Below are 18,457 nucleotides of genomic sequence, written 5' to 3'. Positions count from 1 at the left end.
AACCTATGAGCACACGTCCTGATGCCTGAATTTGAAAGCAAGATCTGCAGCCGCAGCGAATTGAAAGAGCGCATTGCCGCCTTACCCAAACCGGTGGTGCTGACCAACGGCGTATTTGATATTTTGCACCGCGGCCACGTGACGTATCTCGCCCAGGCGCGCGCGCTGGGCGCCTCGCTGGTGGTGGCGGCCAACACCGATGCGTCCGTCAAGCGGCTGGGCAAGGGCGACGACCGGCCCTTGAATACGGGGCCGGACCGGATGGCCGTGCTGGCGGCGCTGGAGGCAGTGAGCCTGGTAGTGGAGTTTGACGAAGATACAGCGCTTGAAGTGGTGCTCGAGGCCGAGCCGGACATTTATGCCAAGGGCGGCGATTACGACATGGGTGCCATTCCCGAGGGCAGGGCGGTGATCGGCTATGGCGGGCAGGCGATTGCAATCGATTTTGAGCACGACCGGTCGACCACCAAGTTGCTGGGCAAAATACGCGGGTAGACGGCGGCGCGCGCCTTATGCGTGCCATTCTCAAGGTCTGCCCGGTAGGGAAGCAAGCGCGTCGAGCTACGAACGCAATTGACTCAAAATGAGTGACGCCGCGCGCTCAGCTTGCGCCTCGGCCGCCTGTTGATCCGGAAAGGCAAGCTCGGCTGAAACGCGCGCTTTTGGATAGATCATGTTCATATGCATCGGGTTATCGGACGGGGCAGAGATTGACACGTACGCTCCCCAGTGCTCGCTACCCTCCAACAATTCGCCGGTGAACTCAATCAAAAAACTATCGATGCTTTTGGTAGGCAAAGTCAACCTCCAGGTGGCTGGTGGGGCGCTGTCCGCGCATGGCACGTCAATTGATGCGACGCGGCTATGTTCGACATTGCCGCCGCGTGCGTCGATTGTACCTTGCCTTACACAGGCGCCAACAAACCAGCAATCGCGCGCACCTTTGCCCTGATTGGTGCCTGGGAAATCAGGTCTGCCAGTAGACGCAGTCTTTCCGCAAATGACCGCCATACCGGCTCACATTGATCGAAGTAGGTAAGGCCGATCAGCCAGGCGCCCGGCTCGGCGGGGTCAGTCTGTCGTACGATGCGCTCATCATTTCTGGCGGCCGTTTCACTTGCCAGCAACAAGTCGGCAAGGATATCGATGACGCTGCCGCCAAAACGTGGCCCTGCAGCCAGCGAAGTCAGTAATATGGCTAGAAGGAAAAAAGGTGGATCTTCAGCATCGCATGCATTGTCCAAGTGCCAGGAGAAAAGACTGACTGCGGCTTCCTGGTACCTGGAGGGCAACGGGGCCAAGCTCTCCAACAGCAGCGCGATATTGATGTTTTCGCCCTCCAGCCTGTCGCAATTTAGCCGGTTGCCGCCGGCTGCTATCAGGGTTGCGCAACAAAATGCCCGCAGCAGATGACCTCGTTCATCAGCAGGGTTTGACCAGCGCGATAGTTGAAGGACCTCCTGCACGTGGAAGTCGAGCGGGGCTGGTACGGTATGGGTCTTCCTGATCTCCTTGAGTTTTTCAAGACACTCGTCAGCTTTCCATCCGTGATCGGCTACGGCGATTTTTCCGAGCAGCTCGTCATCGACCATGACTGACATCAGCCGAAGCAATGCACCAGCGTCCGGCGCCAGCACGTCAGGCAATGTAGGGATTTGGTGGGCGTGTTTCACGGCAGATTTTCTTTATGCAGCTTGGGCCGTGCAGTGCAAGTCCGGTGCAACTGCATCAATTCGGTCTCGACCCAAGTTCCGTGTCATGAAGCGATTGTCCTCCCGTTGGTCCGCCAAATCTTGCTTGCAGGCGAACGGTCGCTTTTGGCCATTGCCAAGGAGCTATCGTATCACTCTTGGTTGCCTGACTGTCCGTGTGAATGAGGAGGAAGATCATTGTGCGCGTGCGATGCCCAATGCCTTTTCCAGCACCACGTCGCGTCCAGCCAGATAGTCCTGCATGCTCGGCAGCACTTCCACTTCCGGCACTACCCCGCGCCCATTGGCATGCTGGCCGCTGACGGCCAGCTTGTACGTCACCAGCGGGATGGCTATCCGTAGATCGCTATTGGGCAGCACCAGCGTCACGTCATTGCCCGAATTATTCCCGTGATACGCACCACCTGACTCCTCGCCCACGAAGGTCGCGCGCTGTTTGTCATGCAGTTGGGTGATCAGTTCGGCGGTTGTCGAAAAAGACCTTCCGTTGATCAAGGCGATCACCTTGCCCCGAAAGGTTGGCAGGGACGGCTTTTGCATTCCCAGATTCGGATGCCCCTTCACAGCGAACAAACCATCCGGGCGCGCCGTCAGCATCGCTGCCGGAATCACGGCTGAGCCTTCAACATGTGCGGCAAAACTCAAGCGCTCGCGCTGGACCGTCAACGCTTCGTAGTACGGAAACGGCGCCTCAACCAGATACGAAAACACCAGCTTGCCGAGCCGGTCTTCGCCGCCGCCGTTGTCGCGCAAGTCAAGCAGCAGCGTCTGCGCGCCACTGGCTTCAATCTTTTCGAAGGCTTTTTTCAACATGGCCCCGCCTTCGTCATCTTCTTCCTCGTCCGTAAAGTTAAACACTTGCAGACGCGCGATCTTGCCCCCGTCAAGCAGCGACAGTTCCGTGAACTTGTGCGAATACTGGTCCTGCGGATAGCGGTTGACCGATGCCTGCCTGAGCGCGGCGAGCGTCTGGCCGGCCAGCGTGACGCTCTCGCGCTTTGGCGCGCGCAGGCCGAGGGTGAACTTGCCTTGCATGCCGAACTGGATGAACAGTTCTTCCTTGAACTTGCGCGCGACCCGCTGCGCGCGTCCGGTCGTGATCAAGCCGTCGCCCGGCGCTGCCGCGAGCAAGCGCTCGATGACGCTGCCGATAGCGACCCCGTTGATCGATACGATCTCGCGCCCGGCCAGCTTTCCCGCGCCATCGAAATCGCGCAGGATGTACAGCCGCCCGCGCAGCAGCTTGACGTCCAGCGGCAGCAGCAAGGCTTGTTCCATCTCGGCCTTCAAGGCCGGCGACAGCAGTACTGCCGTGTGGCCGCAGCGCAGCGCAGCCACGGCCGGGGCCAGGATGCGCGCGAACGCGATGGCTTCCATCGGCCGGTCCAGCTTGCGGGCGGCGGCGTCGAATACGCGGTCAAGGTCAGCCTTTGGGGTGTAGCGGTAGACGCCGCCGTGCGCCTCTTCCAGCGCGCCGCGCGCCAGTTGCAAGTCCGATTGCAGCTGGGCGGCGCTCAGTGGGGCGGCGAGCGCGCTAGCCGCCGCAGCGCCCATCAACAGGACGCCGGCAGCGAGGAGCAATAGCCGGCTAGTACGGCGGTGCAGTGCAGTCATAGGAAATCCATTTTTTGATTGGTGTCCTTTTCACAGCAAGGGCCATGCCATGCTGGCAAAACCGCAGGCCGCGGACTGGACTGTCGCAAAATTGCATCGTCGCTGGCACCGGCCGTACGAATTCGGACACCTTTGCCCGCATGCGGGAAACTTTCGCAACAGCAAGTTGTATAGGAGTTAGAATTGTTATGAGAGCGAAGCCGACCCCGCCCTGTACGGGCTGAAAAGTTATCAGGAGTATCATGCGTGCACCGATCCGACCTGGCCTGATGCCCGTTCCCGGCAAGCTCGCCACTGTGCGCTGCGCGCCAGGCATGGGCCGGAGGCGGCGTTGAACTGGCGCCGCCGCGCGATCGCGCCGGCGTGCCGCCTGTTTGCCGCCGTTGCCTTTGCCCTGGGCTGCGTGCTGCCCGCCCACGCCGGCCAAACGCTGCGCGTGCTGACCTGGCCGGGCTATGCCGACCCCGATCTGGTCAAGCGCTTCGAGCAGGAAAACGATGTCCGGGTGCAGGTGAGTTACGTCGGCTCCGACGAAGCCTTGCGCAAGCACTTGGCGTCCAACGGCAGCATTAATTACGACGTTTTTGCCGCCAACACGGCCGAGATGCAGTTTTACATCCAGCATGGCGTGGCGGTGCCGCTGCAGCTGTCGAACATCCCGAACCGGGCGCGCCAGCTGCCGCGCTTTCGCGACTTGCAGCGCGTGCCGGGCATCAGCCGCGCCGGCCAGGTGTTTGCCGTGGCCTACACCTATGCCGAGATGGGCCTGATTTACGACCGCAAGCAGTTCAGCGCGCCGCCGGTGTCGCTTTCGGCCATGTGGGACCCCAAGTACCAGGGAAAGGTGCTTGCCTTCGATACCAGCGGGCATAATTTTTCGATCGCCGCGCTGGTCATGCACGCCAATCCGTTTCACCTCGACGAAGCGCAGTTCCGCCAGAGCGTGGCCAAGCTGGTCGCGCTGCGCCGCAACGTGCTCACTTTTTATACCTTGCCCGAAGAATCGGTCGAACTGTTTCGCCGCCATTCAGTGGCGCTGATGTTCGCCAACTATGGCCGCCAGCAGGTCAAGCTGCTGCGCAACGCCGGGGTCGATGTCGGCTACGTGATCCCGCGCGAAGGGGCGCTGGCATGGCTCGATTGCTGGGCCGTGACGCGCGGCGCGGCCAACAAGGCGCTGGCGGAGCGCTGGATCAATTTCATGCTCGACAGTAAAGTGAGCGCCGAACTGACCCGGCGCCAGGGTTTGGCCAACACGCTGGCGGCGGGCGCGGCGACCAGGGATAACGACAAGCTGATCTGGCTCGAACCGGTCGAGGACGACCAGCGGCGCGCCGCCTACTGGGCGCGCATCCTGTCCGGCGACGTGCCGGAAAAGCTCTAGCCATGGGGCGCCGGTTCGGACCTGGCCTCGGGCACGGCATTGGCGTGCGGCTGGCGATCCTGCTGGCCACTTTCGGCATCGTCGCCATGGGCATGGTTGGCTACACCTCCTACGCCAGCAGCCGCGCCGCGCTGCTGGGCGCGACCCAGCGCGACCTGCTGACCGCCACCCAAGTGCTGGGCAAAAACTTCCAGGAACGGATCGAGGAAGTGGCGGCCCAGGCGCTGCTGCTGGCGCGCCTGACCCCGAGTTTGCAAGAAGGCGGCGTCATGGATGCCAACGACAGGACCCACCTGGCGCAAGCGTTCACGGCGCTGCTGGAAGTGCACCCGGATTACTTTCAGGCGCGCCTGATCAGCGCCGCCGGCCATGGCATCGAACTGGTGCGCGTAGACCGCGATGCCACGCTGCTGCTGCGCATCGACGGCTTGCACCTGCAGGAAAAAGCCCACTATCCGTATGTGTTCAATACGCTCAAGCTGGCGCGCGGGCAGGTGTACCTGTCCGACATCACGCTCAATCGCGAAACGGGCGCCCACGCGGGGCTGGACCAACCGACGCTGCGCGTGGCCACCCCCGTGGCCGGACCCGGTGGCGCCATCGTCGGGCTGATCGTCATCAACGTCGACCTCGACACCATGTTCGCGCGTCTGAAAAAAGACCTGCCCTCGTCGCACCAGCTTTACCTGAGCAACCACTGGGGCGACTATCTGATCCACCCCGACGCGGCGCTGACCTTCGGCTTTGACCGCGGGCGCCGCGAATTGATCCAGAATGCATTCGGCCCGGTGGCCGAGCTGATCGGGGGGCGCCGGGCCAGCGTGGTCACCACGCCCGACAGCGCCGACGGCCGGGTGGCCGCTTTCGCGCGCTTGCCGATGGGCGCGGCGGCGGACGCGCACTTTGTGGTGATCGGCCTGTCGCAGCCCTTGGAAATTGTCACGCGCCAAGCGCGCGAGCTGGGCTGGGATACGGTGCGCATGATTTTGCTGCTGAGCGTGGCGGCCGTGCTGCTGGCGGCGATTGTCTCGCGCGCCGTGACCGAGCCGCTGCGCCAGATGGCCCATGCGGTGCGGCGCTTTTCACAGGAGCGCGTGGTGAGCGAACTGCCGTCCGATCGCAACGACCAGATCGGCGTTCTGGCGCGCAGCTTGAACGACATGCAGCGCACCATTGTGGCCAATATCGGCGAGCTTGACGACAGCCGCCAGGCGCTGCGCCACCTGGCCCAGCATGACGGCTTGACCGGGCTGCCGAACCGCGCGCTGTTCGAAGACCGGTTGCGCCAGGCGATGGTGCTGGCGCGGCGCGGCAACGGCTGCATCGCGGTGCTGTTCGTCGACCTCGATGGCTTCAAGCAGGTCAACGACCGCTGCGGCCACCATACCGGCGACCTGCTGCTGGCCGAGGTGGCGCTGCGCATCCAAAGCTGCGTGCGCGCCGCCGATACGGCAGCGCGGATCGGCGGCGACGAGTTTGTGATCCTGCTCGGCGCCATCGAGCTTGAGCGCGATGCGCTGGCCGTGGCCGGGAAAGTACGCGCTGCGCTGGCGCAGCCGTTCGAACTGGACGCAAACACGCAGCAGATTTCGGCCAGTATCGGCGTGGCCCTGTTTCCGCGCCACGGCGACAGCGAGCACGCGCTGGCGCTGGCGGCCGACGCGGCCATGTACCGGGCCAAGGCGGCCGGGGGGAACCGGGTGCAGCTAAGCGCGGGATTCTAACGGCATGCCGTACAAGGTCGACGACAACCTGCTTGCGCGGGAGGAGGGTGTGCAAACGTTTTGCGCCCTTTTGACTACGCACGCATCGCGCCATTTCGCATCTCGACAACCCAAACCAACATCGTCCTCGCGTTCGCGAGGACGATGTAGTGCTGCAGCACCGTCGCCTCTTTTGCAACAGCCTCGTTCGCGGGGACGATGTAGTGCATGCGACAGCGGTCAGGCCTGCAGCCACGCGGCGAACGCGTCAACCAGCCCGGCGCCGGTGGCCCCGTCCACGCCCGGACCGGCCTTGATGCCCAGCCCTTCCGGATCGCTGGCCGGATTGGCGGCGCCTTCGCGCACGTCCACCGCAGTGCGCGTGAGCAGCGCCTTGATGTCGGCCGGCTTGAGCGCGGGATTTTTTTGCAGCAGCAGCGCGCACACGCCGGCAATTTGCGGCGCCGACGCCGAAGTGCCGCTAAAGACCGCCCAGCCGTCGCCCGGCGTGGTGCCGTCGTGCTGCGCATTGCCGGTGTCGATCTCGAAGCCGGCCGGCACCGGCAGCATGATGTAGTCGCCGTAAGGCAGCATGCCCACCAGGCCGCACACGTCAGGCACATGGCGGCCCGAATAGATCGTGCTGGTAAAGGCCGACGCATAGTCGGAGGCGCGCATGCTGCCGTCTTCGGCCACGTAGGTGCCGCCCACGCTCAGCACTTCGGGCATCGAGGCCGGAAAGGCGTAATGCCCGTTCCCGGCCGAGAACACCACCACGATGCCGGCCGCAATGGCCGCCTGAATTTCCGCTTCCAGCGGTTTGAGGCCGTTCGGCAGTTCGGTCAGTTCGCCGCGCCCGTTCGTTTCGCGCAGGTCGTAGCACATGCTCACGGTGATGATGTGCGGCTTGTGCTTGAGCGCTTCCTGGAAGCCTTCGAGGATGCTGGCGCCGCCGTAGGGATCGGCGTCGTCGCCCAGCTTGACGCCGATGAAGGTGACCTTGGGCGCGACGGCGAACACGTTGGCCGATTCGCCCGTGCCATGGCTGCCCGGATCGGTGCAGCGGTTGGTGGCCGATGGCGCCAGCACCACCGAAGATGTGAAGCTGTTACGCACGAAAAAAGGGTGCGAGTGGTCGAACCCGGTGTCGATCATGGCCACGCGGATGCCTTCGCCGTGGTGCCGTTCGCGGTGAATCGGCGGCACGTTCAGCTTGGCCGGGACGTCGGTCAGCACGTCGAGGTGAAAATAATTGACGTGCGGCGCACGGGCGCCGATGACCGGGTCGGACAGGTAGATGTGCGGCCACTGGATGTAGGCGTCGTCGATCAGGTCGGCCAGTTCGGGGTCCGGATTCCACGGCGCGCCGTCGGGCGGATAGTACACGCAGGGGCTCGAGTAGCACAGCGACTGGTCGAGCGCGAACGTGGTCAGCGCGGTGCCGAACACGCGTTCGAACTGGGCGGCGGTGCCGCGCACCGAGACCGTCATGCGGCCCCTGCCCGAGACAACGAAGCCGTGCCGGCGCAGCGCCTCGATCGCCGTTTCCATCTCGCCCGCCGCAGGTTCGAAGCTGCCGATGCTCGCCGACGACAAGCGCGCCTGGACCTTGGTCGGGCCGACGTTGGAGCGGCCCTTGAAGGTGACGGCGATGCGCAAGATGGCGTCGGCGGGGGCCGGCGTATGCTGGGAAGGGTGGCGGTGGCTAAGTTTAAATGGCTGCATGGTGGACCCTGGGTGTGTGGCGCAGCGCGCTGTGGCGCGGTGCGATCGTGATAAGGCTGATGGCGTCGGCAAGGCTGGCGGGCAGCGGCAGCGTCAGGTTCGGCGCCGGCGCAGCGGGGCCGAACAACTGTGCGAAGCGTTCTTCGGTCAGCTCGGCCGACACCGTGGCCCGGCCCGCGCCGGTGACGGCAAAGCCGAGCTGCTCGAGCGCGGCGCGCACGAGCGGATCGAGCGCAATGTCGGTGCTGGGGCGGCGCAGCAGGAGCTGGAGCTTGATCATGGCGTTGTTGGGCAGGCTGGACAGGATGATGATACGGCTTTGTGCCCGTTTGCGCCAAGCAAGGTCAATTGTGCGTCACGGGCCGTGTCCGTTTTTGCAGGGCGATTGCCCGATAGCGAACACATTGCCAGGCAGGTGCAGGCCGATTGCGCCTGGCAACGGCGCTGGCACAGGAGTTGCTGAACAGGCAGCAAGCACAGCGCGAATCCTTCGCCCCCGTGCACTTTGCTGGAGCTGACATGAACCGTTTGATGAAAACCTTATTTGCCGCCGTCCTTGCCACCCTCGCCATCATGGCCAGCCTGGCTGCACCCGCGCACGCGCAGCAGGGCCGCGGTCCGGCCACGCCCGAAGAGCAGGAACGCGTGGTCCAGCTCGCCGCCGCCGCCGACAAGGACCCGCTGGGGACGATGGCGTCGGCAGACGGGCGCTGGTTTGAAAAATGGGCCGACGAAGTACCTGACTATATGTTTGGTCCCGATAACGGCGTGTTCTGGGTCATGACCAAAGCCGCCAAGGGCGAGCTCAAGCGCGTGGTGCGCTTCCAGCATACCGTCAGCACCGCCGCCTTCCAGATCAGGCACCACATGCTTGACCCAAAAAAGGACCCGGCCCAGATGGAAGCGAAGACCTTGGCCGGGGTCGAAGGATTGCTGCGCGCCTATGCAAGCCTGCTGGCCAAGAATCCGGACAACCGCTCAGCCAAGCTCGACGAAGCGATTGCCATCCGCGACAAGGGCGGCCTGGCGGCCTTTGTCAAGGCCCTGCCACCGATGCCGGAGCGGTGATGCGCACCGCCTCACTACTGATCGTTACGCTGGGATGGCTATGCCTGCAGGCGAACCCTGCGTGCGGCGCGCCGCTGGCGCCTGGCGACACCGCGCGCCTGGTCACCGAGATCGCCGAGCATTCCGAAGCCATGCAAAACCTGGAACAATTGTGCGACGACATAGGCCCGCGCCTGACCGGCTCCCTGCAATTGCGTACCGCGCAAAGCTGGGCGATAAAAAAATTGACGGCCTACGGCGCCGTCAATGTGCATGAGGAAGCGTACGAGCTCGGCCGGCCATGGCAGCGCGGCGTGGCCCGGGCCCGTTTGCTCAATGCCAACGGGCAGCACCTGAACATCGTGCAAAAGGCCTGGACTGCGGGCACCGGCGGACCCGTGCAAGGGGAGCTCGCCGTGCTGGACGTCAAGACGCTGGACGAATTCAAGCTGGCCGCGCCTGGGCTGAAAGGGAAAATCGTGCTGTTCCTGTCCGGGCCGAAGGCAAGCGAGGCCGAGGGCAAGGACCCGGCCCGGTTTCAAACCTAGGTCAATCAAGTGATCGCCAATGCACGCATGGCAGCGGTGTTGCTGGTGTCCGGCAAGGAGGACGGCGTGCTGGAGATGTGGGGCGGGGCGCAGTCGCGCTTCGCTACCCATGCGGGCATCATCACGAAGGAGGGCGCCAGCCTGCTCAAGCGCTTGCTCGCCAGAGGCGTGGTGCCACGGCTGGAAGTTGAGCTTGGCGGCGGCTTCGGCAAGGCGCCGGTGCAGGCCTACAACGTGGTGGCCGACTTTATTGGCAGCAGCTTGCCCGAGGAGATGGTGATCATTGGTGCGCACCAGGACTCGTGGGATCTGGGCACTGGCGCCACCGACAACGGCACCGGGACCGTGGTGGCGATCGAGGTGCTGCGCGCCATGCGGGCCGCCGGGTTGCAGCCAAAGCGGACACTGCGCATTGTCTTGTTTTCCGGCGAGGAGCAAGGGCTGTTGGGCAGCAAGTCCTACGTGCTCCGGCATCGCGCCGAGCTGGCCCGGATCCAGGCAATTTTTGTGCAGGATGCGGGCGCCGGGCGCATCATGGGGTTTCCCGACATGAAGGTCGACGCGTGGCATGCGGGGCTCACTGCGGCGCTGGAACCTGCGCAAGTGCTGGGTGCGCTCGATGTGCCGTACGGCCTGAGCCGTGGTTCCGATCACGACACATTTTTCGAACGGGGCATTCCCGCTTTTTCGCCGATCCAGGACCCGCTCGACTACCGCAGCCATACCCAGCACAGCGAGCTCGACAACGTCGATCACGTTGCCAAAGCCGACTTGAACCATAGCGCCCAAGTCATGGCGCTCGCGGCCTAGGGCTTGCTCAACGGCGAACGCCTGCCCCACCAGCCGGCCACACTTCCCGCCAAGCCATAAGGTTCCCCCATCCACCCTGGAGTCAGGCGCCGCCGGCGTAGCCGTTTTGGCGCCAGGCTTCGAAGACGACGACGGCGACGGTGTTCGATAAGTTCAGGCTGCGGTTGTCCGGGCGCATCGGCAGGCGGATGCGCTGGGCCGGCGCGAACGATTCGCGCAGCGCCGGCGCCAGGCCGCGCGTCTCGGCGCCGAACACGAATACGTCGCCCGGCAAGAAGGTGGCGGTGGCGAACGGCGTTGAGCCGTGCGTGGTCAGGGCGAACATGCGCGCGGGCTCGGGCTTGCAGTCAAGCAGGTAGGCGTCCCAGTTCTTGTGCACTTTCATCGTCGCGTAGTCGTGATAGTCCAGCCCGGCACGCTTCATCTTGGCGTCGTCCAGCGGAAAGCCGAGCGGCTCGATCAAGTGCAGCTGGGCGCCGGTGTTGGCGCACAAGCGAATGATGTTGCCGGTGTTGGGCGGGATTTCAGGTTCTACCAAAACAACATGGAACAAAATGCTTCTCCTATTAGTGGGGCGGGGTGCGCGCGAACACGAAGTTGCTCACGCGCGCGGCGCCAAATCGTTTGAATACGGCCGCCAGTTCGTGCAGCGTGGCGCCGCTGGTCATCACGTCGTCGACTACGCCGATGTGCTGGCCACGCACCAATTCGAGCGCATCGGGCGCCACGATGAAGGCGCCGCGCATGTTCTTTTTGCGCTCGGCCGGCGCCACGCCCGACTGCGCCGCCGTCTCGCGCGCGCGCACGGCCAGCGCCGGGCGCAGGGCAATGCCCAGCGCTGTCGACAGCGGCCGCGCAATTTCCAGCGCCTGGTTAAAACCCCGCTCGGCCAGACGGTGCGGCCCCAGCGGCACCGGGCACAGCAGCGTGGGCAGCTCGAAGCGCTCGCGCGCCATCACGGCGTCGCGCAACGCCAGTCCGAACCAGGGCGCCAGTGCCAGCGTGCCGCCAAACTTGAGCTGCAGCACCAGTTGATCCAGCGGCGCGCTGTAGTCGGCCGCGACGATGGTGGCGTCAAAGGCGGGCGGATGCGACTGGCAGGCACCGCACGGCCAATCCACGTCGAGCGCGCTCACCGGATTGGCGCAGCGCCGGCAACGGGGCGGGCACGGCCCCAGGAACTGTTCCTGGCACGGCGGGCAGACGGACGCAGCGCAGCGCGCCCCGCACAGGGCGCAGGACGAGGGCAGCAGCGATCGGCCCAGTTGCCGCGCCAGCCCCAGCGGCCAGCGCCCGGGCCACGGCAGCAGGCGGTGGCGCATCGGCTCGACTTTCAACAAACAGGTACACTGGCGCCATTATCGCATTTCGGCGCCGTCCACCCGCTTTCGCCCATGTCCTCTCCTGCATCTCCATCAACATTGAGCGCGCCTATCGAGCAGGCGCGCGTGCGCGCTTTGTTTGCCGATCCGCAGCGCATTGCGCCGTCCGACTTCCTGCGCCGCGAAATTGCGGCCCGCATGCATGACCGGCTCGGTCTGGTCAAGCTGGCCCCGGGCCGGGTGGTCGACGCCGGCTGCGGCGCGGGAGCCGACCTGGCGCTGTTGCAGAAAGCCTATCCGGCTGCCCAGGTCATCGGCATCGATGCCGCGCCCGCCATGGCCGCCGTTGCCGACGCAGCGGCTGCGGCGGCGCCGTCCCGACGCCTGCTCAGCCGTTTGCTGTCGGGCAAGGCCGGGATTGACTTGTTGTGTGGCGATTTCGGTAATTGTCCGTTCCCGCCGAACTCTGTCGACCTGGTGTGGTCGAATTTGGCACTGCACTGGCATCCCCAGCCCGACCGCGTCTTTGCGGAGTGGAGAAGGGTGCTGCGCGTCGAAGGGTTGTTAATGTTTTCCAATTTTGGCCCCGACACCTTTCGGGAGTTGCGCAGCGCCTTTTCCACGCTCGATGCGGCGCAGGCTTCGGCGCCTGTATCGGAGCATGTTTTGCCTTTCGTCGATATGCACGATTTTGGCGACCAGTTGGTCGACGCCGGTTTTTCCACGCCCGTCATGGATATGGAGGTCATTACCGTCACCTACGATACGGTACAAGCCATGCTGGCCGATGTGCGCGCGCTGGGCGGCAATCCGCTTGCCACGCGCCGCCGCGGTCTGACTGGTCGCGTTGCCTGGGGCCGCTTCCTGCAGGCGCTCGAGGCGCAGCGCCGTCCGGACGGCAAGCTGGGCTTGAGCTTCGAAGTCATTTACGGCCATGCTTTTCGTCCGGCGCCGCGCGTCACGGCCGCTGGCGAGGCCATCGTGCGCTTCACGCCGCGGGCACCGTAACAGCATTGGCGCGGCCGGCATTGTTGCGGGAGCGGCCAACGGTGCAAGAGCGGCAAAGCGTGCCAAAGCGTGCCAAACCGCGGCAAAGCGGCCAACGCTGGCAAGACAGCGGCAAGGCAGCTGCAAAACAACGGCAAGACAGTGGCCAGCGCCGGTGTCGTTTCCGCGGCACGACGTTGGGCCGCCGTGTGCAATTACAAGGTCTACGCCCATAGTTTGCCGCATTTGTCCTTGATGCATACGGTGTTCCTTGAGTATAATTAAAGACTAATTTTGTCGACTGCGAACGTGCCGCCTGAAATTCAGGCGATCAATACGGGCTTTTAGCGGTTGTCAGCAACAGCGTTCACAGTGTGCGTATTCACCTATGTGCGATGGTTTGGTTCCAGCTGGATTTTTCGCGCAGCGCGCGTCAAGCCGGCTCAGGAGCCTTTTGTGCGATGGTTTCGGAGCATTGGCGGTCAGTAAGTTCGCCGGCGTTTAAAAAGAATGATTATTTTTGGGTGGTTGGGGAAAACATGACATATGCAAAGCGACTTCACGCCTTGATGTTCGGCCTGCTGGTTTCAGCCGGCAGCTGGGCACAAACCGCACAGCCTGTTCAAGAAGTTGGCGTTCAGGGCCGTCCGGTGGAGATGCAGTTGAACCTGCAACGATCGGTGACCGACATCGCCACCGAGATCAATAATCTGCACACCTGGATGATGGTCGTCTGCATGGTGATCTTCGTCGCCGTGTTCGGCGTCATGTTCTACTCGATTTTCAAGCACCGCCGTTCGCTGGGCCACAAGCCGGCAACCTTTCATGAGTCGACCGCCGTTGAAATCGCCTGGACCATCGTGCCGTTCCTGATCGTGATCGGCATGGCGCTGCCAGCGACCAAGACCGTGGTTGCGATGAAGGACACGTCCAACGCCGACATCACCATCAAGGCCACCGGCATGCAGTGGAAGTGGGGCTACGATTACCTGAACGGCGAAGGCGCCGGCATCAGCTTCCTGTCGAGCCTGTCGACCCCGCGCGAGCAGGTCGGTTCCCCCGGCAACCAGTTCACCGGCAAGCGCGGCATCAACTACCTGATGGAAGTCGACAATGAAGTGGTCGTGCCAGTCAACAAGAAGATCCGCATGGTGCTCACCGCCAACGACGTGATTCACGCCTGGATGATTCCCGCCTTTGGCGTCAAGCAAGATGCCATCCCCGGTTTCGTGCGCGATACCTGGTTCAAGGCCAAGGAAATTGGTACCTACCGCGGCCAATGCGCCGAGCTGTGCGGTAAAGAGCATGCCTTCATGCCGATCGTGGTGCGCGTCGTCAGCGCCGGCGACTACGCCGCGTGGGTCTCGGGCAAGCAAAAAGAAATGGCGGCCTTGGCCGACGATCCAGCCAAGGTCTGGACCATCGACGAATTGAAAACCAAGGGCGAAAAAGTCTACGCCACCAACTGCGTCGCTTGCCATCAAGCAACCGGCAAGGGCGTACCGGGTGCGTTTGCACCACTCGATGGCTCGGAAGTGGTGAATGGCCCGAAAGCGGAACAGATCAATGTGTTGTTGAATGGCAAAAAGAGCGGTAAATACCCTTCGGAAATGCCAGCATGGAAACAGCTGTCGGATTCCGACATTGCCGCAGTCATCACCTATACCCGCAACAGCTGGTCGAACAAGGCTGCAGAAAATATCGTTCAACCAGCCGACGTTCTGGCTGCACGTACCAAGTAATCGGGAGTTAAGACAATGAGCACAACTACACTAGATCACGCACACGACCACGCGCACGACCATCCTCACGGCATGGCGCGCTGGCTGTTCGCCACCAACCACAAGGACATCGGTACCCTGTACCTGTGGTTCTCCCTGATCATGCTGTTGTCCGGCGGCGTGCTGGCCTTGATGATCCGTACCGAACTGTTCCAGCCTGGCCTGCAATTTTTCCAGCCTGAGTTCTTCAACCAGCTGACCACGATGCACGGCCTGGTCATGGTCTTCGGCGCCATCATGCCGGCCTTCGTTGGCTTTGCCAACTGGATGATCCCGCTGCAGGTCGGCTGCGCCGACATGGCGTTCGCCCGCATGAACAACTTCTCGTTCTGGCTGCTGCCGCCCGCGGCGCTGCTGCTGGCCAGCTCGTTCTTCGTGCCGGGCGGCGCCACCGCTGCCGGCTGGACGCTGTACGCGCCGCTGTCGACCCAGATGGGCATTGGCATGGACATGGGTATTTTCGCGATGCACCTGATGGGCGCCTCGTCGATCATGGGTTCGATCAACATCATCGTCACCATCCTGAACATGCGTGCTCCCGGCATGACCCTGATGAAAATGCCGATGTTTTGCTGGACCTGGCTGATCACCGCCTTCCTCCTGATCGCCGTGATGCCGGTTCTGGCAGGCGCGATCACGATGACTCTGACCGACCGTCACTTCGGCACCTCGTTCTTTAACGCTGCCGGCGGCGGCGACCCGGTCATGTACCAGCACATCTTCTGGTTCTTCGGCCACCCCGAGGTGTACATCATGATTTTGCCGGCATTCGGTATCGTCTCGCAGATCCTGCCAGCGTTCGCACGCAAGCCGCTGTTCGGCTACGCATCGATGGTCTACGCCACGGCGTCGATCGCGGTGCTCTCGTTCATCGTCTGGGCCCACCACATGTTTACCACCGGCATGCCGGTGACCAGCCAGCTGTTCTTCATGTATGCCACGATGCTGATCGCCGTGCCTACCGGCGTCAAAGTGTTCAACTGGATCGCCACGATGTGGAAGGGTTCGATGACCTTCGAGACCCCGATGCTGTTTGCCGTCGGCTTCATCTTCGTGTTCACGATGGGCGGCTTTACCGGCGTGATCCTGGCGGTGACCCCGATCGACATCCAGTTGCAAGACACCTACTACGTGGTGGCCCACTTTCACTACGTGCTGGTTGCCGGTTCCCTGTTCGCCCTATTTGCCGGTTTCTACTACTGGTCGCCAAAGTGGACTGGCCACATGTACGCCGAAACGCGCGGCAAGATCCACTTCTGGGCGTCGCTGATCACGTTCAACGTGACGTTCTTCCCGATGCACTTTTTGGGGCTGGCGGGCATGCCGCGCCGGTATGCCGATTACCCGGCGCAGTTCACCGACTTCAATGCGATTGCCTCGATCGGCGCGTTTGGTTTCGGCCTGTCGCAAGTGTACTTCCTGTTTTTCGTGATTCTGCCAACCATCCGTGGCGGCGCGAAAGCGGCCGACAAGCCATGGGATGGCGCCGAAGGCCTGGAGTGGACCGTCCCTAGTCCTGCTCCGTTCCACACGTTCGAAACGCCACCGACGGTCAAGTAATGCCGTCATCCGGGCAGCTGTTGCTGCCCGGATGAAATGAAACTTGCAGGTTGAATATGTCTGATCCAAAGAAACCGAATAACGCGAAGACCGGCCTGATTCTTGGCGGCGTGGCCTTGTTTTTTTTCGCCATCGTCTTCATCAAGCGAATTTGGCTCTAAATGGCAACTGAGCAAACCGAACGCCTGGCCCGGAACCGCAAGATGCTGGTCAAGCTGATCGTCATCGCCGTGGGGATGCTCGGTTTTGGCTACGCGCTGGTGCCGGTTTACCGGCAGATGTGCGAAGTGCTCGGGATTAACAACCTGAGCCGGCAAGAAGGTAATTTCGTCGAGTACGACAAGAATAGCCAGGTCGACAAGACGCGTACCATTACCGTCGAACTCGACGGCAATGCGCAAGGGCCGTGGCGCTTTCGCCCGACCACCCGCAGCATCAAGGTGCACCCGGGGGAACTGGCCACGGTGATGTATGAAGTGGTCAACACCCAGGCGCGCACGGTACAGGCGCAGGCAATTCCCAGTTATGCACCGCAGTCGGCCACGCCGCACTTCAAGAAGGTCGAATGCTTTTGTTTCAAGCAGCAGACCCTGAAGGCGAACGAGGCCAGGCAGATGCCGGTCGTGTTTTTCATCGATCCCAAGCTGCCGCGCGAGATTTCGACGATCACGCTGTCGTACACGTTTTTTGAAATAGCCGGCGCTCAGGCCGCCGCGCCGCAGGCGGCAGCGACGAAGGTGAAGTAATGAATGACGTAAAAAACAAGGGCGACAAACCCACCGGACGCAAAGCGTCGTTCGGGGCCACGATGAAGGCGGTGTTCTGGTCGTTTTTCGGAATCCGCAAGCGCAGCGACTACGAAAGCGATTCAGCGAACCTGAATCCCATTCATGTGGTTATTGCCGCCCTGATTGGCGTGGCGCTGTTTATCGGCGTTATCATCATGCTGGTGCGCGTTGCCGTAGCAAAGTAATAGATCACGTAAAATGAGCAGCACGAAATTCACCGCATAAAAGTTTTGATTTAGGAGATGAAGATGAGTTCACCACACGCCGCCGCGCCGTATTATTTCGTGCCGGGTCCGTCCAAATGGCCACTGTTTGCCGGCATGTCGCTGCTGGTGACGATGATCGGCGCTTCCGGCTGGGTCAACGGCGCCTCGTGGGGCCCGATCCTGAACATCGGCGGCATCCTGTCGATGCTGCTGGTGCTGTATTTCTGGTTCGGCGACGCCATCGGCGAATCGGAATCGGGCCAGTACAACAGCCGCATCGATCTGTCGTTCCGCTGGTCGATGAGCTGGTTCATTTTTTCGGAAGTGATGTTTTTCGGTGCCTTCTTCGGTGCCTTGTTTTACGCCCGCACGATTTCACTGCCTTGGCTGGGCGACCTGGACCACAAATTCATCTGGCCAGACTTTGCCGCGCAGTGGGGCGACAGCCCGGCCGGCACGATCGAGCCGTTTGCGAAGATGGGTCCGTTCCCAATTCCAACGATCAACACGGCATTGTTGCTGCTGTCGGGCGTGACGCTGACCATTTCCCACCATGCACTGCGTGCCGGCCATCGCGCCAAGACCGCGGTATGGCTGGCGGCGACCATTTTGCTGGGCGCAACCTTTATGGGCTTCCAGGTGTATGAGTACATGCACGCTTACAGCGAACTGAACTTGAAGCTGACGTCGGGCATCTATGGTTCGACCTTCTTCATGCTGACCGGGTTCCACGGCTTTCACGTGACGATGGGTGCGATCATGCTGTCGGTGATCCTGTATCGCGTCTTGAAGGGCCACTTTACCGCGGACAATCACTTCGGTTTTGAAGGCGCTGCGTGGTACTGGCACTTTGTCGACGTTGTCTGGCTTGGTTTGTACGTCGTCATCTACTGGCTGTAATACGAGGGGGCTGATCCCTCAAGCAAAAAAACCGGGGACAGACCATCAAGCGGTGGGCCTGTCCCCGGTTTTTTGCCAGAAAGCTTTGCAGTCGGTCAGCCGCAGTCCAACGTTGAGCCGCGGCAGGCGGTCAGCTGCAGTTCATCAACTGATGCCGGTCGGCTGGATCCAGCCCATGTAATGGGCGCCCAGCAACAACAGAAACAGCGTCACTGACAAGCCCACGCGCAGCGCCAGCGCATGTACGGTACGATTGCTCTTGCCTTTGTCGCGCATCAGGAAAAACAGGGCCGAGCCCAGGCTGCCCAGGATCATGATGAAGGCGATGGCGACGAGGATTTTCATAGGCTTTCGATGTACTTAAACAATG

At 62.5% G+C, this 18,457-nt stretch carries 20 protein-coding genes; 12 read left to right on the top strand and 8 right to left on the bottom strand.

Annotated elements, in window-relative coordinates; translation table 11 throughout:
* Nucleotides 1-21 precede the first annotated feature (21 nt).
* A complete protein-coding gene (locus tag ACP7BV_RS12225) occupies nt 22-495 on the top strand; it encodes an adenylyltransferase/cytidyltransferase family protein (RefSeq protein WP_426104092.1) in 474 nt (157 codons plus the stop codon).
* Nucleotides 496-561: 66 nt separating this feature from the next.
* Here the strand turns inward: ACP7BV_RS12225 and ACP7BV_RS12220 are convergent, their stop codons facing one another.
* From ACP7BV_RS12220 to ACP7BV_RS12210, 3 genes are all read right to left on the bottom strand, one after another.
* Nucleotides 562-798 (bottom strand): hypothetical protein, encoded by a 237-nt coding sequence (locus ACP7BV_RS12220; protein ID WP_426104091.1) that lies wholly within the window; start codon nt 796-798, stop codon nt 562-564.
* Between the two features lie 107 nt (nt 799-905).
* The gene (locus ACP7BV_RS12215) at nt 906-1,673 is read right to left on the bottom strand and encodes a hypothetical protein (protein WP_426104090.1); all 768 of its coding nucleotides are present in this window, start codon (nt 1,671-1,673) and stop codon (nt 906-908) included.
* A gap of 213 nt (nt 1,674-1,886) precedes the next feature.
* Nucleotides 1,887-3,326 (bottom strand): S41 family peptidase, encoded by a 1,440-nt coding sequence (locus tag ACP7BV_RS12210; RefSeq protein ID WP_426104089.1) that lies wholly within the window; start codon nt 3,324-3,326, stop codon nt 1,887-1,889.
* 331 nt (nt 3,327-3,657) lie between these two features.
* Between ACP7BV_RS12210 and ACP7BV_RS12205 the strand changes: the two genes are divergently transcribed.
* Nucleotides 3,658-4,710: an ABC transporter substrate-binding protein gene (locus ACP7BV_RS12205; RefSeq protein ID WP_426104088.1), complete on the top strand. Its 1,053-nt coding sequence runs from the start codon at nt 3,658-3,660 to the stop codon at nt 4,708-4,710.
* A gap of 2 nt (nt 4,711-4,712) precedes the next feature.
* Nucleotides 4,713-6,434, top strand: a complete 1,722-nt coding sequence (locus ACP7BV_RS12200) for a diguanylate cyclase domain-containing protein (RefSeq protein WP_426104087.1) — start codon at nt 4,713-4,715, stop codon at nt 6,432-6,434.
* Nucleotides 6,435-6,653: 219 nt separating this feature from the next.
* Here the strand turns inward: ACP7BV_RS12200 and ACP7BV_RS12195 are convergent, their stop codons facing one another.
* Together ACP7BV_RS12195 and ACP7BV_RS12190 are read right to left on the bottom strand one after the other, a co-directional pair.
* The gene (locus ACP7BV_RS12195; RefSeq protein WP_426104086.1) at nt 6,654-8,138 is read right to left on the bottom strand and encodes a S8 family serine peptidase; all 1,485 of its coding nucleotides are present in this window, start codon (nt 8,136-8,138) and stop codon (nt 6,654-6,656) included.
* The gene (locus tag ACP7BV_RS12190; protein WP_426104085.1) at nt 8,125-8,418 is read right to left on the bottom strand and encodes a hypothetical protein; all 294 of its coding nucleotides are present in this window, start codon (nt 8,416-8,418) and stop codon (nt 8,125-8,127) included. Before ACP7BV_RS12190 ends, ACP7BV_RS12195 begins: the two co-directional genes overlap by 14 nt.
* Before the next feature lie 251 nt (nt 8,419-8,669).
* Here ACP7BV_RS12190 and ACP7BV_RS12185 point away from each other — a divergent pair, with 251 nt between their 5' ends.
* From ACP7BV_RS12185 to ACP7BV_RS12175, 3 genes are read left to right on the top strand one after another with little or no spacing between them, the layout of a single operon-like run.
* Nucleotides 8,670-9,206: a hypothetical protein gene (locus ACP7BV_RS12185; protein ID WP_426104084.1), complete on the top strand. Its 537-nt coding sequence runs from the start codon at nt 8,670-8,672 to the stop codon at nt 9,204-9,206.
* Nucleotides 9,206-9,733, top strand: a complete 528-nt coding sequence (locus tag ACP7BV_RS12180; protein ID WP_426104083.1) for a hypothetical protein — start codon at nt 9,206-9,208, stop codon at nt 9,731-9,733. The genes ACP7BV_RS12185 and ACP7BV_RS12180 overlap by 1 nt, the downstream gene beginning before the upstream one ends.
* 9 nt (nt 9,734-9,742) lie before the next feature.
* Nucleotides 9,743-10,543, top strand: a complete 801-nt coding sequence (locus ACP7BV_RS12175) for a M20/M25/M40 family metallo-hydrolase (RefSeq protein WP_426104082.1) — start codon at nt 9,743-9,745, stop codon at nt 10,541-10,543.
* A gap of 82 nt (nt 10,544-10,625) precedes the next feature.
* On the opposite strand, the gene trmL is transcribed toward ACP7BV_RS12175, so the two are convergent.
* Both trmL and ACP7BV_RS12165 read right to left on the bottom strand, forming a co-directional pair.
* Entirely contained in the window at nt 10,626-11,096 is a 471-nt protein-coding gene (gene trmL / locus ACP7BV_RS12170; RefSeq protein ID WP_426104081.1) for a tRNA (uridine(34)/cytosine(34)/5-carboxymethylaminomethyluridine(34)-2'-O)-methyltransferase TrmL, read from the bottom strand.
* A 13-nt stretch (nt 11,097-11,109) separates the two neighbouring features.
* Nucleotides 11,110-11,865: a ComF family protein gene (locus ACP7BV_RS12165; protein WP_426104080.1), complete on the bottom strand. Its 756-nt coding sequence runs from the start codon at nt 11,863-11,865 to the stop codon at nt 11,110-11,112.
* A gap of 72 nt (nt 11,866-11,937) precedes the next feature.
* On the opposite strand from ACP7BV_RS12165, the gene ACP7BV_RS12160 reads away from it, so the two are divergent.
* The 6 genes from ACP7BV_RS12160 (at nt 11,938) to ACP7BV_RS12135 (ending at nt 18,087) form a co-directional block, all read left to right on the top strand.
* Nucleotides 11,938-12,873 carry a methyltransferase domain-containing protein gene (locus ACP7BV_RS12160; protein WP_426104079.1) on the top strand — a complete coding sequence of 312 codons (936 nt, stop codon included), beginning with the start codon at nt 11,938-11,940 and terminating at the stop codon, nt 12,871-12,873.
* A 518-nt stretch (nt 12,874-13,391) separates the two neighbouring features.
* Nucleotides 13,392-14,594 (top strand): cytochrome c oxidase subunit II, encoded by a 1,203-nt coding sequence (coxB, locus tag ACP7BV_RS12155; protein WP_426104078.1) that lies wholly within the window; start codon nt 13,392-13,394, stop codon nt 14,592-14,594.
* Nucleotides 14,595-14,609: 15 nt separating this feature from the next.
* Nucleotides 14,610-16,193, top strand: a complete 1,584-nt coding sequence (gene ctaD / locus ACP7BV_RS12150) for a cytochrome c oxidase subunit I (protein ID WP_426104077.1) — start codon at nt 14,610-14,612, stop codon at nt 16,191-16,193.
* Nucleotides 16,194-16,354: 161 nt separating this feature from the next.
* The gene (locus tag ACP7BV_RS12145) at nt 16,355-16,939 is read left to right on the top strand and encodes a cytochrome c oxidase assembly protein (protein WP_426104076.1); all 585 of its coding nucleotides are present in this window, start codon (nt 16,355-16,357) and stop codon (nt 16,937-16,939) included.
* Nucleotides 16,939-17,166, top strand: coding sequence for a DUF2970 domain-containing protein (locus ACP7BV_RS12140; protein ID WP_426104075.1), 228 nt, complete (start codon nt 16,939-16,941; stop codon nt 17,164-17,166). The genes ACP7BV_RS12145 and ACP7BV_RS12140 overlap by 1 nt, the downstream gene beginning before the upstream one ends.
* 63 nt (nt 17,167-17,229) lie before the next feature.
* Nucleotides 17,230-18,087 (top strand): cytochrome c oxidase subunit 3, encoded by an 858-nt coding sequence (locus ACP7BV_RS12135; RefSeq protein WP_426104074.1) that lies wholly within the window; start codon nt 17,230-17,232, stop codon nt 18,085-18,087.
* 144 nt (nt 18,088-18,231) lie between these two features.
* Here the strand turns inward: ACP7BV_RS12135 and ACP7BV_RS12130 are convergent, their stop codons facing one another.
* A complete protein-coding gene (locus ACP7BV_RS12130) occupies nt 18,232-18,432 on the bottom strand; it encodes a twin transmembrane helix small protein (RefSeq protein WP_426104073.1) in 201 nt (66 codons plus the stop codon).
* Between the last annotated feature and the right edge of the window lie 25 nt (nt 18,433-18,457).

Origin of the sequence: Massilia sp. TSP1-1-2 (assembly GCF_049896185.1) — a bacterium.
In the GTDB taxonomy this organism is placed as follows: domain Bacteria; phylum Pseudomonadota; class Gammaproteobacteria; order Burkholderiales; family Burkholderiaceae_D; genus Telluria_A.
Note: the sequence above shows the minus strand (reverse complement) of the source record. Positions and strands in the feature narration are given on the sequence as shown.